This window comes from Mycobacterium spongiae (assembly GCF_018278905.1).
GTDB classification, from domain to species: Bacteria; Actinomycetota; Actinomycetes; order Mycobacteriales; family Mycobacteriaceae; genus Mycobacterium; species Mycobacterium spongiae.
In genome coordinates this window covers 4,754,112-4,771,622 of record NZ_CP046600.1, presented here as the reverse complement: position 1 = coordinate 4,771,622, position 17,511 = coordinate 4,754,112, and the positions used below count along the sequence as shown (strand labels likewise).

8 protein-coding genes and 1 pseudogene are annotated in these 17,511 nt (G+C 74.9%); 5 read left to right on the top strand and 4 right to left on the bottom strand.

What is annotated here, in order from left to right:
- Positions 1-172 precede the first annotated feature (172 nt).
- From nrdF to F6B93_RS19220, 4 genes are all read left to right on the top strand, one after another.
- Positions 173-1,141: a class 1b ribonucleoside-diphosphate reductase subunit beta gene (gene nrdF, locus F6B93_RS19235; protein WP_211696511.1), complete on the top strand. Its 969-nt coding sequence runs from the start codon at positions 173-175 to the stop codon at positions 1,139-1,141.
- Between the two features lie 278 nt (positions 1,142-1,419).
- Positions 1,420-2,007, top strand: coding sequence for a sensor domain-containing protein (locus tag F6B93_RS19230; RefSeq protein ID WP_343232708.1), 588 nt, complete (start codon positions 1,420-1,422; stop codon positions 2,005-2,007).
- A 72-nt stretch (positions 2,008-2,079) separates the two neighbouring features.
- On the top strand, positions 2,080-2,871 hold the full coding sequence (locus tag F6B93_RS19225) for a M15 family metallopeptidase (RefSeq protein ID WP_211696509.1): 792 nt from the start codon (positions 2,080-2,082) through the stop codon (positions 2,869-2,871).
- A 98-nt stretch (positions 2,872-2,969) separates the two neighbouring features.
- On the top strand, positions 2,970-3,782 hold the full coding sequence (locus F6B93_RS19220; protein ID WP_211696508.1) for a methyltransferase domain-containing protein: 813 nt from the start codon (positions 2,970-2,972) through the stop codon (positions 3,780-3,782).
- Here F6B93_RS19220 and F6B93_RS19215 read toward each other — a convergent pair.
- Positions 3,779-5,323, bottom strand: a complete 1,545-nt coding sequence (locus F6B93_RS19215) for an amidase (protein ID WP_211696507.1) — start codon at positions 5,321-5,323, stop codon at positions 3,779-3,781. The two genes, F6B93_RS19220 and F6B93_RS19215, sit on opposite strands and share 4 nt — an antisense overlap.
- A gap of 67 nt (positions 5,324-5,390) precedes the next feature.
- Positions 5,391-6,260 carry a proline iminopeptidase-family hydrolase gene (locus F6B93_RS19210; RefSeq protein ID WP_211696506.1) on the bottom strand — a complete coding sequence of 290 codons (870 nt, stop codon included), beginning with the start codon at positions 6,258-6,260 and terminating at the stop codon, positions 5,391-5,393.
- 81 nt (positions 6,261-6,341) lie between these two features.
- Between F6B93_RS19210 and F6B93_RS19205 the strand changes: the two genes are divergently transcribed.
- Entirely contained in the window at positions 6,342-7,562 is a 1,221-nt protein-coding gene (locus F6B93_RS19205; RefSeq protein ID WP_211696505.1) for a sensor histidine kinase, read from the top strand.
- 83 nt (positions 7,563-7,645) lie between these two features.
- Here the strand turns inward: F6B93_RS19205 and F6B93_RS19200 are convergent, their stop codons facing one another.
- Complete coding sequence (locus tag F6B93_RS19200) at positions 7,646-13,261, bottom strand: hypothetical protein (protein ID WP_211696504.1); 5,616 nt, start codon at positions 13,259-13,261, stop codon at positions 7,646-7,648.
- Positions 13,262-13,554: 293 nt separating this feature from the next.
- A pseudogene (locus tag F6B93_RS23850) lies at positions 13,555-17,080 on the bottom strand (hypothetical protein); the annotation flags it as partial.
- Positions 17,081-17,511 lie beyond the last annotated feature (431 nt).

Genomic DNA, 17,511 nt, shown 5'->3' with positions numbered 1-17,511 from the left:
GGGGACTCGAGGTTTCCCAGCCACGCTTGGGCGTGTCTCGCTCTCCGGTCGATCCACTGTGGTACCCCTACATCTAGTGATCGGAATGGTGCAATGCCCTACATCTTGTGGCCATGCATCGTGTGACACGTCCGAGTGAAAGTGAATCTGGGTGCGATCGGAAGGAGAGCTGGTGACCACTGTCGTCGCAGCACCACTGGAGGCCATCAACTGGAACGCGGTGACCGATCAGAAGGACATCGACGTATGGAACCGGCTCACGGCTAACTTCTGGCTGCCCGAGAAGGTGCCGCTGTCCAATGATCTGCCCAGCTGGCACACCCTCAACGAGGCCCAACAACAACTGACCGTGCGAGTCTTCACCGGGCTGACATTGCTCGACACCATGCAGGGCACGGTCGGATGCATTGAGATGCTTGCTGATTCAGCTACGCCGCACGAAGAAGCCGTCTACACCAACATGGCGTTCATGGAGTCGGTGCACGCCAAGAGCTACAGCTCGATCTTTTCCACCTTGTGCTCGACACGGGAGATTACCGACGCGTTCGCCTGGTCCCGCTCCAACGAGTTCTTGCAGCGCAAAGCGCGGATCGTGCACGACTACTACCGGGGTGACGACGCCCTCAAGAAGAAAATCAGCTCGGTCATGCTCGAATCGTTCATGTTCTACAGCGGCTTCTATCTGCCGCTGCACTGGTCGGCGCATTCCATCCTCACCAATACCGCGGACATCATCCGCCTGATCATCCGCGACGAAGCCGTCCACGGCCACTACATCGGCTACAAGTTCCAGCGCTGCTACCGCACGGAATCGCCTGGGCGGCAAGATGAATTGCGGGAGTTCGCTTACTCGATGCTCACCGATCTCTACGACAACGAGGTCGACTACGCTCACGATCTCTACGATCCACTGGACATGACTGCGCCGGTGTTGCCCTACATGCGCTACAACGCCAACAAGGCCCTCGTCAACCTCGGGTTCGAGCCACTGTTCCCCCGAGACGACTGTCAGGTCCCCGCCGAGATTCTCTCCGCCCTGGATCCGGGCGCCGCCGAGAACCACGACTTCTTCTCCGGAAGCGGCAACGCCTACATCATCGGCACCGCCGTCGACACCACCGACGACGACTGGACATGGTGACGGCCGGTCTGCCTCGGCAGACGTCCAGACGGCCGTAGGATATCGACAACGGCGTCGACACGGCGGGCCAGCCCGTCCCAGCCTCGCCGGAGCCCACCATGATCAACCGCGGGCGGTCGCCCGCAGAAACCGGCTTATCAACGATGAGGCCACCACGCCCCACCGGCAGCGTTACGACACCCCGGGCGAGCCTGCGCCAACCGCGGCCCCGGGTGCTTCGGAGCGCTGCCGCCGGCATAGCCCGGTCGGCGTCGATCCTCGGATGTGCGGCGGTCGTGATGACGGCATGCTCGGCCCAAGTGACGTCGGTGGAGGCATCCGACGAGCCCGAGTCCCGTGTCGATACGTTGATTGTCAGCGTCGAAGACGTGCGCAACATCGCCAACAACGAGGCGCTGGCCGCGCACTCGCACTCGGACTTGCGCACGCCGCCGCCCACTGACACCGACGCTCCGGGCCCGTGCCGGGCGGCCGGAATCAGCGACTTTACCTTCGGCACCGGTTGGTTGGAGTTCCGCAGCGCCGGCTATCACGATGTCACCGACGATATGAGCCCGGGCTTGCCCGCCATGATCGAGACGGTCAGTCAGGCGGTTGCGGTGTATCCGGACGCCAGTATGGCGCGCGGCCTGCTCCATCAGTTGGAGTCGTCGCTGCGGGAGTGTGCGGGGTTGCGCGACCCCAGTTACGAATTCACGCTGGATAAACCGGATGCTTCCACCGTGCGGCTCAGTGCTGACGGTTGGAGCCACGTGTATCGCGAGAAATCTGCGGTATTGATGTCGGTCGGTGTACTGGGTCTTGAGCCGGCCGAAGAGATCGCGAACACCGTTCTGCAGATCATTACCGATCGGGTCGAGGACTAGAACCAGCGGACTATGTCGCGTTGGGGGAGTCCGCTGCCAGCCCCGAGCCCGCCGACCGGCGACAATGGGCGGATGCGTTCTCTGCGGCAGTGTCTTCTGCTCATGGTCGTGGTGGCGTCCGTCGCGTCGGCGGCGGCGTTGATCGTGTCCTGCGACGCGACGTCGGCCTCGCCGGGGGCGTCCCCGAATTCCGGGGGTGCCTCGGCGTTGTCAGTCCGGCCTGTTCGCACCACCGCCCCGTCCGTCCCCGGAGTGCCCCCGGTCGGAGCTGCCGCGCGCGCAGCAGGATTCGTCGACGTCCGCAGCGTGGTTCCCGACGCGGTCATCGATCTGCGCTACGCGACAGCCAACAACTTCACCGGCACCGTTCTGTATCCGGCCAACGCTCGGTGTCTCGTGCACGAATCCCTGGCTCGAGGCCTGGTGCCGGCGGCGGCATCGCTACGACCCCTGGGGCAGGTGCTGGTCTTCTGGGACTGCTACCGGCCGCACGACGTTCAAGTCAGAATGTTTGAGGTGGTACCGAACCCCGCCTGGGTGGCGCGGCCCGGACGGTACGCGCGGAGCCACGAGTCGGGGCGCTCGGTTGATGTGACAATGGCAACCGCGCAGGGGAGTTGCCCGCCGCAGCGGCGGTTGGGCCAACTGTGCCTGGCGGACATGGGTACCGACTTCGACGACTTCTCGCCGCGGGCAAAGGCTTTCGCCACGCAAGGGGTGAGTGCCGATGCGCAGGCCAACCGCGCGCGGCTGCGCGCCGCGATGAACTCCGGTGGTTTGAGCGTGTATTCCGGTGAGTGGTGGCATTTCGACGGCCCCGGTGCCGGTGTCGATCGACCGATCCTCAACGTGCCGGTCAATTGACGAGTGTGTCTCACTATGCGAGACATTTGTTTCTCAATATGAACCCCCGGCGTAGTGTGGACATCGGGGGATGCACGTCAACCGCGAGGAGTCGAACCGTGGACCACCAGCCCCAGGCCACCTACACCCATGGTCACCACGAGTCCGTGGTGGCGTCGCACCGCTGGCGTACAGCCGAGAACTCCGCGGGCTACCTGCTGGCCCAGCTACATCCCGGCATGTCCGTGCTCGACGTCGGCTGTGGACCAGGAACCATCACGGTCGACATCGCCGCACGGGTCGCGCCCGGTCGGGTGACCGCGATCGAACCCGCCGAAGACGTGCTGGATCTGGCCCGCGCCGAGGCACACGCACGCCAGCAATCCAACATCTGCTTCGTCACCTCCGACGTGCACGCGCTGGACTTTCCCGACGACACCTTCGACGTCGTCCACGCCCACCAGGTGCTGCAGCATGTCGCGGATCCGGTGCTGGCACTGCGCGAGATGAGGCGGGTGTGTTCCCCCGGCGGGATCGTCGCGGCCCGCGACGCCGACTACGCGGGATTCATCTGGTATCCGCGGCTACCCGGTCTGGATCGGTGGCTGGACCTCTACCACAAGGCAGCTCGCGCCAACGGTGGTGAACCCGACGCCGGTCGACACCTGCTGTCCTGGGCGCGCAAGGCAGGATTCGACGACATCACACCCACTGGCGCCATCTGGTGTTTCGCAACGCCGCAGGACCGACAGTGGTGGGGCGAAACCTGGGCGGACCGAGTCCTTCGGTCGAACCTGGCACGCCAGACGGTGGATGCGGGGGAGGCCACAATGGCTCAGCTGCAAGAGATTTCGGCGGCCTGGCGGTCCTGGGTTGCCGACGCAGATGGCTGGATGGCCATCCCGCATGGAGAAATCCTCTGCCGGGCCTAGACCTGAGGGGCAGTCGGAAACCCGCCGCGCAGAGACTCGAAGGCGTCGGCGACCCGCAGCACCGTGACGTCGTCAAATCGCTTGCCCATGATCATCATTCCCGCGGGCAGGCCGTCGACGAGGCCCGCCGGTACCGAGATCGCGGGATGGCCGGTGACGTCCATGGGCGAAGTATTCACCGCCTTTCCGTGTGCGCGGCCCAGCAGCGCGAAATCCTGCGGGCCACCCGCCGGGAGTGTGTTCGCGGTGCCGGGGACGGTGGGCATCACCAATACGTCGTAGTGCTCGAGGGCACGGTCGTAGGCGCGGCGCGCGTGCGGCACCAGATTGCGCGCCTTGGCATAGGATGCTCCGCCCAGCGCTGTGAGGCCGAAGTGCCCGCACAACGCTGTCGCCTTGATAGTGGCGGCGAGCTGATCGGCCTTGACGCGACGCTGACGGGCGAAGTGCGCCATGAGCTCTGGGTCATACAACCCGTCCACGCCGAGTCCATAGCCGTTACCGTCGAGCATCTGGCCGGCGGCGCCGTCAGCAATGATGACGGTGAAGAGATGGAAAGCGTGGCGGTGCCAGGGAACGCTGATTTCGCCGACGGTGCAGCCGATTTCGGTCAGGCGGTGCGCCGCGGACCGAACCAGGTCGTCGGACTCGGGTTGTGACTCCGGCTGGCCGAAGCCCTCGGTGACGATGCCTACCCGCAGACCGGCCACCTCGCCGGTGAGGGCGTCGCGGTAGTTGGGCGCCGCCCGATCCGGTGGCTGGCGGGGATCCTGGCCATCGGGTCCGGCCAGAGCATCAAGCAAGAGCGCGGCGTCGGCAACGGTGCGCGTCATCGGACCCAGGTGGTCGATCGTCCGCTCGATGGGGAATGCCCCGGTGTACGGAACCAGCCCGTGGGTGGGCTTGAGGCCGACGACGCCGCACAGCGATGCCGGGATCCGGATCGAACCGCCCTGGTCGCCGCCGAGGGCGAGGTCTACTTTGCCCGCGGCGAGCAATGCGGCGCTGCCGCTGGACGATCCGCCCGCTTCCCGGGTGAGGTCCCACGGATTGCGTACCGGTCCGGACGCGGATGTGAAGCTGGAACCGGAGCTACACAGATCCTCGCAGACGCTCTTGCCGGCAATGGTTGCCCCGGCGTCGAGCAGTCGCTCGACGACTGTGGCATCGCGGCTGGGGACAAAGCCCTCCACTGCCCGCGATCCGTTCATCATCGGGACTGCGGCGACACAGATATTGTCCTTGATCGCCACCGTGCGGCCCGATAGTGGTCCGTGGGCGGTCTCGTCGGTGTCGCGAACGATGTCGGTAGTGACATACCAAGCGCCGAGCGGATTGTCGCCGGGTTCTGGAAATCGGTAGGACCGCGTGGTGATCTGCGGGCGCGCTAGCTCGTCATACAGCTCGTCGACGGCGTCGTAGGACGCGAGTGCGGCCGTGACGACCCCGTGATAGGCCTGTTCGGTCGCGGCGTCGAAGTGGAAGCCGAAGTGCTGGGCGCCGGCCGCGATGTCGGCCGCCGATGGTCTCGAGACTGCCATGTGAACCTCCGTTGTTGGTCAGCGGCATTTGCCGCCGACCGTGGTGGCGCACCACCTCGTGGCGCAATCAAATATCGTGCAGCCGAAAGAATTCGCGCATCACCTGATCGAACCGGGTCGGCTCTTCGATGAAGGGCAGGTGAGCGGTCGACTCGAAGAACTCGAACTGGGAACCTGCAATGCGTTGGTGCATCTCACGCATGTGCTCGGGCGAACATTCGTCGAACCTGCCAGCTAGGAGCATCGTTGGGACCGTGATCTCGGGCAACCGGTCCAGAATGTCCCAACTGCGGATGTTCCCGATGACACGAAGATCGCTGGGGCCAAACATCGTTTCGAAAATCTCGGTTCCCGCGCTCGCGAACGCTTCCTCGAGTTCACGGGGCCACGGGCGACTGCGGCAGAGATAGGTCTCGTTCCAAGTCCGGATCGCTGCCTGGTACTCCGCCGAATCGGTCGTACCGGCGGCTTCATGGCGGTCAATGGCGGATCGGGTTGCCGAGTCCAACTCGGACTTCAACCGGGCCACGTACTCAGCGAATCTCGGCATGGACGCGGTGCTGTTCGAGATGGTGAGGCTGGCCGCTCCGGATGGCACGTCTAGCACATACTGCTGTGCCAGCATCCCTCCCCAGGAGTTGCCGAAAATGTGGAAGCTGTTCAGGTCAAGAGCGCGCACCACCGCGTCCATCTCGGCCAGCGAGCGCTCCATCGTCCAGAGATCGACGTTCGACGGAGATTCGGAGTTGCCGCAACCAAGCTGATCCCAGAAAACAACCTCGCGCTCATCGGCCAACCGTTCCAGGGAACTCAGGTAGCCGTGTGGTAGGCCCGGGCCGCCGTGCACCACAAGCACCGGCAGACCGGGACCGCCGCCGGCGCGCTTGAACCAGACGTTGCCACCCGGGACCGTGAGCGTCCCTACCTGTCGAGTCATGCCCCCAGCCAACCATCTCTGGCTCCGTTCGTCAGTGGCGGCTGCGAGGCATGCGGCAGGATCTATGAGTACGGTATTCCGGTGGCGAAGACCATCGACGTAGAACTGGTTCGCGTGCGCGAACGCCACCGGTCGCGCTCTTATCAGATCGTGTCGGTACTTCGACTCGGCGTCCTGGCGTTCATGGTGGGCGCCATGCTCCTGGGGACCGCCCAACACGAATGGGCACGGCAAACCGCGTTGGTCGGCTTGTACGGATTCGCCGCGGTGTGCGCTCTGGTGCTGGCTTCTCCGCGAGCCCGGAGCCGGATCGGCGGGGGCCGATTGGGGCGAGTGGGCCGATGGGAACCGTTGGCCTTCATCGCCATCGACCTGGTGGCATTGACGGCATTTCAACTGCTGTCCACTGCCGGGATCTATCCATTGCTGATCATGACCTTGCTGCCGGTCCTCGTGGGTGTCGATGTCTCGGCGCGTCGAGCGGCGTTGGTGCTGGCGTTAACCCTCGTCGGATTCGCCCTCGCTGGAGTTCATGACGAAGTGCTTCTGGGCGAGGCGGATTGGCGGCATACCCTTTTTCTGTTCGCCCTCTACACGTTTCTGTGCGCAACGGCGTTGGTGGTGGTCAGCATCGAGGAGCGGCATGTGCGTTCCGTCGCCGGCCTCAGCGCGCTGCGGGAGGAGCTGCTGGCTCACACGATGACCGCATCGGAGGTGATGCAGCGTCGGATCTCGGAAGCCATTCATGATGGGCCACTGCAAGACGTGCTGGCAGCACGCCAGGACCTTATCGAGCTGGACGCGGCGTTTCCCGGTGACGAGCGAGTCCAGCACGCCATGGCCGGGCTGCAGGCCGCTTCGGAGCACCTGCGGCAGGCCACTTTTGAGCTGCATCCCGCTGTTCTCGAACAGGTAGGGTTGGGCGCCGCCGTCGAGCAACTGGCGGCTTTCACGGCGCAGCGTTCGGGTATCGCGATTTCGACCGACATCGACTACCCCATTCGCAGCGCGATCGACCCCATCATGTTCGGCGTGGTGCGCGAGCTGTTGTCCAATGTGGCGCAGCATTCACGGGCTCGCCACGCTGCTGTGCGACTGGCGATCACCGACGGGATGTGCGTGGCGAACGTGGCCGATGACGGTGTCGGCGTCACTGGGGACACGATGGCGCGCCGTCTGGGTGAGGGCCACATTGGCTTGGCGTCGCATCGCGCCCGCGTCGATGCGGCCGGTGGCACGTTCGTCTTCCTGGAAGCGCCTGCGGGTACGCATGTTCGGGTGGCGCTGCCCTTGAAACGCTGAACGCCACGAGGCTGGTTGAGCAGTCCTTTGGGGCTGCCGCCAGGCCGATACTCGGCTGCGCTCCGCACGAACGACGACGGTACTCAGAGGCCGCCGGCGCCGCCGGTGCCGGCGGTGCCGCCGGTGCCGCCGTCGCCACCGGTGGTGCCGACGCCGCTCGTGCCGCTGCCTCCCGAGCCACCACTGCTGCCGGGGTCACCGGGGTCACCAGTCCAGCCGGCGCCGCCTTTACCGCCGTCGCCGCCGTCGCCGCCGGCGCCGCCGGTCCCGCCGGAGCCGGCTCCGGTGCCGGTGCCGCCCGCGCCGCCTTTACCGCCGACGGCGCCGTCGCCGCCGGTGCCGCCGGACGCGATAGGCACTCCGGGTTCGGCTTCGCCACCTTCGCCGCCAGTGCCACCGGTGCCGCCCTTGCCGCCGTCACCGCCGTCACCGTTGCCGCCAGCACCCGCGTTGCCGCCCGCACCGCCGGCACCGGCCGCACCGCCCATGCCGCCGTCGCCGCCGTCACCGCCTGAACCACCAACCCGGGGGTCGCCGATGCCGCCCTTGCCGCCGTCGCCGCCGATACCACCCTCGCCGCCGTCGCCGCCGCCGCTGCCGCCGGTGCCGCCGGTGCCGCCGGTGCCGGCCGCGCCTCCGGTGCCGCCGGGGCCGCCGATCTCGCCGCCATCGCCTCCGGTGCCGCCGTCGCCGGCCGCGCCGCCTTTGCCGCCGGTTCCGCCACCGTTGGTGCCGTCGCCGGCGCCGCCGGTTCCGCCGGTCCCACCATCGCCGCCGGCTCCGCCGACGCCGCCGGGGGCGTTGCTGGTCGGGCCGTGGCCGCCCTTGCCGCCATCGCCTCCGATCCCGCCTTCGCCGCCGGTGCCGCCGGTACCGATCGCGCCCGCGGTAGAGCCGCTGCCGCCTTGGCCGGCCGCGCCGCCGGTACCGCCCTGGCCGCCTGTGCCGCCGTCACCCCCCGCCTTCGCAGTGATGCCCTTGCCGTTGCTGCCATCGCCGCCGTCGCCGCCGGTGCCGCCGTCGCCGCCGGTGCCGCCTTGGCCGCCGACGCCTTGGGTGCCGCCCATGCCCACACCGGCGGCGCCGCCTTTACCGCCGTCGCCGCCGGCGCCGCCGGCCGCGCCTTGACCGCCGTCGCCGCCGTCGCCGCCGTTGCCCTTGCCGGCCGCGCCGGCTTTGCCGGTGCCGCCGTCGCCGCCGGTGCCGCCTTGGCCGCCGGTGCCGCCATCACCCGCGCTGCCGTCGGTGCCGGCGACCGAGCCGGTGCCGCCGAGGCCGGCGTCGCCGCCGGTGCCGCCGACGCCGCCTTTACCGCCGGCCCCGCCCGCGACGCCGTCGTTGGCGCTGTTATCGGTGCCGGCACCGCCGGTGCCGCCTTGGCCGCCGGTGCCGCCGTCGCCGCCCGCGCCGCCGGCACCCTGGGTGCCGCCGGCACCGAGGCCGGTCGCCCCGCCGGCGCCGCCGGTGCCGCCGGCACCGCCGGCCGCGCCCTGGCCGCCGTCGCCGCCATCGGCAGCACCCACGGTGCCCGCACCACCGGCACCGCCGGTGCCACCCGCACCGCCGGTGCCACCATCACCCGCGCTGCCGTCGGTGCCGGCGACCGAGCCGGTGCCGCCGAGGCCGGCGTCGCCGCCGGTGCCGCCGACGCCGCCTTTACCGCCGGCCCCGCCCGCGACGCCGTCGTTGGCGCTGTTATCGGTGCCGGCACCCCCAGCACCGCCTTGGCCGCCGGTGCCGCCGTCGCCGCCCGCGCCGCCGACACCCTGGGTGCCGCCGGCACCGAGGCCGGTCGCCCCGCCGGCGCCGCCGGCCCCGCCGGCACCGCCGGCCGCGCCCTGGCCGCCGTCGCCGCCATCGGCAGCACCCACGGTGCCCGCACCACCGGCACCGCCGGTGCCACCCGCACCGCCGGTGCCACCATCACCCGCGCTGCCGTCGGTGCCGGCGACCGAGCCGGTGCCGCCGAGGCCGGCGTCGCCGCCGGTGCCGCCGACGCCGCCTTTACCGCCGGCCCCGCCCGCGACGCCGTCGTTGGCGCTGTTATCGGTGCCGGCACCCCCAGCACCGCCTTGGCCGCCGGTGCCGCCGTCGCCGCCCGCGCCACCGACACCCTGGGTGCCGCCGGCACCGAGGCCGGTCGCCCCGCCGGCGCCGCCGGTGCCGCCGGCACCGCCGGCCGCGCCCTGGCCGCCGTCGCCGCCATCGGCAGCACCCACGGTGCCCGCACCACCGGCACCACCGGTGCCACCGATACCGCCGGTGCCACCATCACCCGCCGACCCATCAACACCCGCCGCCGAGCCGGTGCCGCCGAGGCCGGCGTCGCCGCCGGTGCCGCCGACGCCGCCTTTACCGCCGGCCCCGCCCGCGACGCCGTCGTTGGCGCTGTTATCGGTGCCGGCACCCCCAGCACCGCCTTGGCCGCCGGTGCCGCCGTCGCCGCCCGCGCCGCCGACACCCTGGGTGCCGCCGGCACCGAGGCCGGTCGCCCCGCCGGCGCCGCCGGCCCCGCCGGCACCGCCGGCCGCGCCCTGGCCGCCGTCGCCGCCATCGGCAGCACCCACGGTGCCCGCACCACCGGCACCGCCGGTGCCACCGATACCGCCGGTGCCACCATCACCCGCCGACCCATCAACACCCGCCGCCGAGCCGGTGCCGCCGAGGCCGGCGTCGCCGCCGGTGCCGCCGACGCCGCCTTTACCGCCGGCCCCGCCCGCGACGCCGTCGTTGGCGCTGTTATCGGTGCCGGCACCCCCAGCACCGCCTTGGCCGCCGGTGCCGCCGTCGCCGCCCGCGCCGCCGACACCCTGGGTGCCGCCGGCACCGAGGCCGGTCGCCCCGCCGGCGCCGCCGGTGCCGCCGGCACCGCCGGCCGCGCCCTGGCCGCCGTCGCCGCCATCGGCAGCACCCACGGTGCCCGCACCACCGGCACCGCCGGTGCCACCGATACCGCCGGTGCCACCATCACCCGCGCTGCCGTCGGTGCCGGCGACCGAGCCGGTGCCGCCGAGGCCGGCGTCGCCGCCGGTGCCGCCGACGCCGCCTTTCCCGCCGGCCCCGCCCGCGACGCCGTCGTTGGCGCTGTTATCGGTGCCGGCACCCCCAGCACCGCCTTGGCCGCCGGTGCCGCCGTCGCCGCCCGCGCCACCGACACCCTGGGTGCCGCCGGCACCGAGGCCGGTCGCCCCGCCGGCGCCGCCGGTGCCGCCGGCACCGCCGGCCGCGCCCTGGCCGCCGTCGCCGCCATCGGCAGCACCCACGGTGCCCGCACCACCGGCACCACCGGTGCCACCGATACCGCCGGTGCCACCATCACCCGCGCTGCCGTCGGTGCCGGCGACCGAGCCGGTGCCGCCGAGGCCGGCGTCGCCGCCGGTGCCGCCGACGCCGCCTTTACCGCCGGCCCCGCCCGCGACGCCGTCGTTGGCGCTGTTATCGGTGCCGGCACCCCCAGCACCGCCTTGGCCGCCGGTGCCGCCGTCGCCGCCCGCGCCGCCGACCCCCTGGGTGCCGCCGGCACCGAGGCCGGTCGCCCCGCCGGCGCCGCCGGCCCCGCCGGCACCGCCGGCCGCGCCCTGGCCGCCGTCGCCGCCATCGGCAGCACCCACGGTGCCCGCACCACCGGCACCGCCGGTGCCGCCGATACCGCCGGTGCCACCATCACCCGCGCTGCCGTCGGTGCCGGCGACCGAGCCGGTGCCGCCGAGGCCGGCGTCGCCGCCGGTGCCGCCGACGCCGCCTTTACCGCCGGCCCCGCCCGCGACGCCGTCGTTGGCGCTGTTATCGGTGCCGGCACCCCCAGCACCGCCTTGGCCGCCGGTGCCGCCGTCGCCGCCCGCGCCGCCGGCACCCTGGGTGCCGCCGGCACCGAGGCCGGTCGCCCCGCCGGCGCCGCCGGTGCCGCCGGCACCGCCGGCCGCGCCCTGGCCGCCGTCGCCGCCATCGGCAGCACCCACGGTGCCCGCACCACCGGCACCGCCGGTGCCACCCGCACCGCCGGTGCCACCATCACCCGCGCTGCCGTCGGTGCCGGCGACCGAGCCGGTGCCGCCGAGGCCGGCGTCGCCGCCGGTGCCGCCGACGCCGCCTTTACCGCCGGCCCCGCCCGCGACGCCGTCGTTGGCGCTGTTATCGGTGCCGGCACCCCCAGCACCGCCTTGGCCGCCGGTGCCGCCGTCGCCGCCCGCGCCGCCGGCACCCTGGGTGCCGCCGGCACCGAGGCCGGTCGCCCCGCCGGCGCCGCCGGTGCCGCCGGCACCGCCGGCCGCGCCCTGGCCGCCGTCGCCGCCATCGGCGGCACCCACGGTGCCCGCACCACCGGCACCGCCGGTGCCGCCCTGGCCGCCGGTGCCACCATCACCCGCGCTGCCGTCGGTGCCGGCGACCGAGCCGGTGCCGCCGAGGCCGGCGTCGCCGCCGGTGCCGCCGACGCCGCCTTTCCCGCCGGCCCCGCCCGCGACGCCGTCGTTGGCGCTGTTATCGGTGCCGGCACCACCAGCACCGCCTTGGCCGCCGGTGCCGCCGTCGCCGCCCGCGCCGCCGACACCCTGGGTGCCGCCGGCACCGAGGCCGGTCGCCCCGCCGGCGCCGCCGGTGCCGCCGGCACCGCCGGCCGCGCCCTGGCCGCCGTCGCCGCCATCGGCAGCACCCACGGTGCCCGCACCACCGGCACCGCCGGTGCCGCCGATACCGCCGGTGCCACCATCACCCGCCGACCCATCAACCCCCGCCGCTGAGCCGGTGCCGCCGAGGCCGGCGTCGCCGCCGGTGCCGCCGACGCCGCCTTTCCCGCCGGCCCCGCCCGCGACGCCGTCGTTGGCGCTGTTATCGGTGCCGGCACCCCCAGCACCGCCTTGGCCGCCGGTGCCGCCGTCGCCGCCCGCGCCACCGACACCCTGGGTGCCGCCGGCACCGAGGCCGGTCGCCCCGCCGGCGCCGCCGGTGCCGCCGGCACCGCCGGCCGCGCCCTGGCCGCCGTCGCCGCCATCGGCAGCACCCACGGTGCCCGCACCACCGGCACCGCCGGTGCCACCGATACCGCCGGTGCCACCATCACCCGCGCTGCCGTCGGTGCCGGCGACCGAGCCGGTGCCGCCGAGGCCGGCGTCGCCGCCGGTGCCGCCGACGCCGCCTTTCCCGCCGGCCCCGCCCGCGACGCCGTCGTTGGCGCTGTTATCGGTGCCGGCACCCCCAGCACCGCCTTGGCCGCCGGTGCCGCCGTCGCCGCCCGCGCCGCCGACACCCTGGGTGCCGCCGGCACCGAGGCCGGTCGCCCCGCCGGCGCCGCCGGTGCCGCCGGCACCGCCGGCCGCGCCCTGGCCGCCGTCGCCGCCATCGGCAGCACCCACGGTGCCCGCACCACCGGCACCGCCGGTGCCACCGATACCGCCGGTGCCACCATCACCCGCGCTGCCGTCGGTGCCGGCGACCGAGCCGGTGCCGCCGAGGCCGGCGTCGCCGCCGGTGCCGCCGACGCCGCCTTTCCCGCCGGCCCCGCCCGCGACGCCGTCGTTGGCGCTGTTATCGGTGCCGGCACCCCCAGCACCGCCTTGGCCGCCGGTGCCGCCGTCGCCGCCCGCGCCGCCGACACCCTGGGTGCCGCCGGCACCGAGGCCGGTCGCCCCGCCGGCGCCGCCGGTGCCGCCGGCACCGCCGGCCGCGCCCTGGCCGCCGTCGCCGCCATCGGCAGCACCCACGGTGCCCGCACCACCGGCACCGCCGGTGCCGCCGATACCGCCGGTGCCACCATCACCCGCGCTGCCGTCGGTGCCGGCGACCGAGCCGGTGCCGCCGAGGCCGGCGTCGCCGCCGGTGCCGCCGACGCCGCCTTTCCCGCCGGCCCCGCCCGCGACGCCGTCGTTGGCGCTGTTATCGGTGCCGGCACCCCAGCACCGCCTTGGCCGCCGGTGCCGCCGTCGCCGCCCGCGCCACCGGCGCCCTGGGTGCCGCCGGCACCGAGGCCGGTCGCCCCGCCGGCGCCGCCGGTGCCGCCCGCACCGCCGGCCGCGCCCTGGCCGCCGTCGCCGCCATCGGCAGCACCCACGGTGCCCGCACCACCGGCACCGCCGGTGCCACCCGCACCGCCGGTGCCACCATCACCCGCGCTGCCGTCGGTGCCGGCGACCGAGCCGGTGCCGCCGAGGCCGGCGTCGCCGCCGGTGCCGCCGACGCCGCCTTTACCGCCGGCCCCGCCCGCGACGCCGTCGTTGGCGCTGTTATCGGTGCCGGCACCCCCAGCACCGCCTTGGCCGCCGGTGCCGCCGTCGCCGCCCGCGCCACCGACACCCTGGGTGCCGCCGGCACCGAGGCCGGTCGCCCCGCCGGCGCCGCCGGTGCCGCCGGCACCGCCGGCCGCGCCCTGGCCGCCGTCGCCGCCATCGGCAGCACCCACGGTGCCCGCACCACCGGCACCGCCGGTGCCACCGATACCGCCGGTGCCACCATCACCCGCGCTGCCGTCGGTGCCGGCGACCGAGCCGGTGCCGCCGAGGCCGGCGTCGCCGCCGGTGCCGCCGACGCCGCCTTTACCGCCGGCCCCGCCCGCGACGCCGTCGTTGGCGCTGTTATCGGTGCCGGCACCCCCAGCACCGCCTTGGCCGCCGGTGCCGCCGTCGCCGCCCGCGCCGCCGACACCCTGGGTGCCGCCGGCACCGAGGCCGGTCGCCCCGCCGGCGCCGCCGGTGCCGCCGGCACCGCCGGCCGCGCCCTGGCCGCCGTCGCCGCCATCGGCAGCACCCACGGTGCCCGCACCACCGGCACCGCCGGTGCCGCCGATACCGCCGGTGCCACCATCACCCGCGCTGCCGTCGGTGCCGGCGACCGAGCCGGTGCCGCCGAGGCCGGCGTCGCCGCCGGTGCCGCCGACGCCGCCTTTCCCGCCGGCCCCGCCCGCGACGCCGTCGTTGGCGCTGTTATCGGTGCCGGCACCCCCAGCACCGCCTTGGCCGCCGGTGCCGCCGTCGCCGCCCGCGCCGCCGACACCCTGGGTGCCGCCGGCACCGAGGCCGGTCGCCCCGCCGGCGCCGCCGGTGCCGCCGCACCGCCGGCCGCGCCCTGGCCGCCGTCGCCGCCATCGGCAGCACCCACGGTGCCCGCACCACCGGCACCGCCGGTGCCACCGATACCGCCGGTGCCACCATCACCCGCGCTGCCGTCGGTGCCGGCGACCGAGCCGGTGCCGCCGAGGCCGGCGTCGCCGCCGGTGCCGCCGACGCCGCCTTTCCGCCGGCCCCGCCCGCGACGCCGTCGTTGGCGCTGTTATCGGTGCCGGCACCCCCAGCACCGCCTTGGCCGCCGGTGCCGCCGTCGCCGCCCGCGCCGCCGACACCCTGGGTGCCGCCGGCACCGAGGCCGGTCGCCCCGCCGGCGCCGCCGGCTGCCGCCGCACCGCCGGCCGCGCCCTGGCCGCCGTCGCCGCCATCGGCAGCACCCACGGTGCCCGCACCACCGGCACCGCCGGTGCCGCCGATACCGCCGGTGCCACCATCACCCGCGCTGCCGTCGGTGCCGGCGACCGAGCCGGTGCCGCCGAGGCCGGCGTCGCCGCCGGTGCCGCCGACGCCGCCTTTACCGCCGGCCCCGCCCGCGACGCCGTCGTTGGCGCTGTTATCGGTGCCGGCACCCCCAGCACCGCCTTGGCCGCCGGTGCCGCCGTCGCCGCCCGCGCCGCCGACACCCTGGGTGCCGCCGGCACCGAGGCCGGTCGCCCCGCCGGCGCCGCCGGCCCCGCCCGCACCGCCGGCCGCGCCCTGGCCGCCGTCGCCGCCATCGGCAGCACCCACGGTGCCCGCACCACCGGCACCGCCGGTGCCACCGATACCGCCGGTGCCACCATCACCCGCGCTGCCGTCGGTGCCGGCGACCGAGCCGGTGCCGCCGAGGCCGGCGTCGCCGCCGGTGCCGCCGACGCCGCCTTTCCCGCCGGCCCCGCCCGCGACGCCGTCGTTGGCGCTGTTATCGGTGCCGGCACCCCCAGCACCGCCTTGGCCGCCGGTGCCGCCGTCGCCGCCCGCGCCACCGACACCCTGGGTGCCGCCGGCACCGAGGCCGGTCGCCCCGCCGGCGCCGCCGGCCCGCCGCACCGCCGGCCGCGCCCTGGCCGCCGTCGCCGCCATCGGCAGCACCCACGGTGCCCGCACCACCGGCACCGCCGGTGCCGCCGATACCGCCGGTGCCACCATCACCCGCGCTGCCGTCGGTGCCGGCGACCGAGCCGGTGCCGCCGAGGCCGGCGTCGCCGCCGGTGCCGCCGACGCCGCCTTTCCCGCCGGCCCCGCCCGCGACGCCGTCGTTGGCGCTGTTATCGGTGCCGGCACCCCCAGCACCGCCTTGGCCGCCGGTGCCGCCGTCGCCGCCCGCGCCACCGACACCCTGGGTGCCGCCGGCACCGAGGCCGGTCGCCCCGCCGGCGCCGCCGGCCCGCCGCACCGCCGGCCGCGCCCTGGCCGCCGTCGCCGCCATCGGCAGCACCCACGGTGCCCGCACCACCGGCACCGCCGGTGCCGCCGATACCGCCGGTGCCACCATCACCCGCGCTGCCGTCGGTGCCGGCGACCGAGCCGGTGCCGCCGAGGCCGGCGTCGCCGCCGGTGCCGCCGACGCCGCCTTTCCCGCCGGCCCCGCCCGCGACGCCGTCGTTGGCGCTGTTATCGGTGCCGGCACCCCAGCACCGCCTTGGCCGCCGGTGCCGCCGTCGCCGCCCGCGCCACCGACACCCTGGGTGCCGCCGGCACCGAGGCCGGTCGCCCCGCCGGCGCCGCCGGTGCCGCCGGCACCGCCGGCCGCGCCCTGGCCGCCGTCGCCGCCATCGGCAGCACCCACGGTGCCCGCACCACCGGCACCGCCGGTGCCACCGATACCGCCGGTGCCACCATCACCCGCGCTGCCGTCGGTGCCGGCGACCGAGCCGGTGCCGCCGAGGCCGGCGTCGCCGCCGGTGCCGCCGACGCCGCCTTTACCGCCGGCCCCGCCCGCGACGCCGTCGTTGGCGCTGTTATCGGTGCCGGCACCCCCAGCACCGCCTTGGCCGCCGGTGCCGCCGTCGCCGCCCGCGCCACCGGCGCCCTGGGTGCCGCCGGCACCGAGGCCGGTCGCCCCGCCGGCGCCGCCGGTGCCGCCGGCACCGCCGGCCGCGCCCTGGCCGCCGTCGCCGCCATCGGCAGCACCCACGGTGCCCGCACCACCGGCACCGCCGGTGCCACCGATACCGCCGGTGCCGCCATCACCCGCCGACCCATCAACACCCGCCGCCGAGCCGGTGCCGCCGAGGCCGGCGTCGCCGCCGGTGCCGCCGACGCCGCCTTTACCGCCGGCCCCGCCCGCGACGCCGTCGTTGGCGCTGTTATCGGTGCCGGCACCCCCAGCACCGCCTTGGCCGCCGGTGCCGCCGTCGCCGCCCGCGCCGCCGACACCCTGGGTGCCGCCGGCACCGAGGCCGGTCGCCCCGCCGGCGCCGCCGGCCCGCCCGCACCGCCGGCCGCGCCCTGGCCGCCGTCGCCGCCATCGGCAGCACCCACGGTGCCCGCACCACCGGCACCGCCGGTGCCACCGATACCGCCGGTGCCACCATCACCCGCCGACCCATCAACACCCGCCGCCGAGCCGGTGCCGCCGAGGCCGGCGTCGCCGCCGGTGCCGCCGACGCCGCCTTTCCCGCCGGCCCCGCCCGCGACGCCGTCGTTGGCGCTGTTATCGGTGCCGGCACCCCCAGCACCGCCTTGGCCGCCGGTGCCGCCGTCGCCGCCCGCGCCGCCGACGCCCTGGGTGCCGCCGGCACCGAGGCCGGTCGCCCCGCCGGCGCCGCCGGTGCCGCCGGCACCGCCGGCCGCGCCCTGGCCGCCGTCGCCGCCATCGGCAGCACCCACGGTGCCCGCACCACCGGCACCGCCGGTGCCACCGATACCGCCGGTGCCGCCATCACCCGCCGACCCATCAACACCCGCCGCCG

Excerpts from the sequence above, each read along its gene's own strand:
- F6B93_RS19210 (WP_211696506.1), bottom strand. The coding sequence starts at position 6,260 with ATGACTCGACAGGTAGGGACGCTCACGGTCCCGGGTGGCAACGTCTGG.
- F6B93_RS19215 (WP_211696507.1), bottom strand. The coding sequence starts at position 5,323 with ATGGCAGTCTCGAGACCATCGGCGGCCGACATCGCGGCCGGCGCCCAG.
- F6B93_RS19230 (WP_343232708.1), top strand. The coding sequence starts at position 1,420 with ATGACGGCATGCTCGGCCCAAGTGACGTCGGTGGAGGCATCCGACGAG.
- F6B93_RS19225 (WP_211696509.1), top strand. The coding sequence starts at position 2,080 with ATGCGTTCTCTGCGGCAGTGTCTTCTGCTCATGGTCGTGGTGGCGTCC.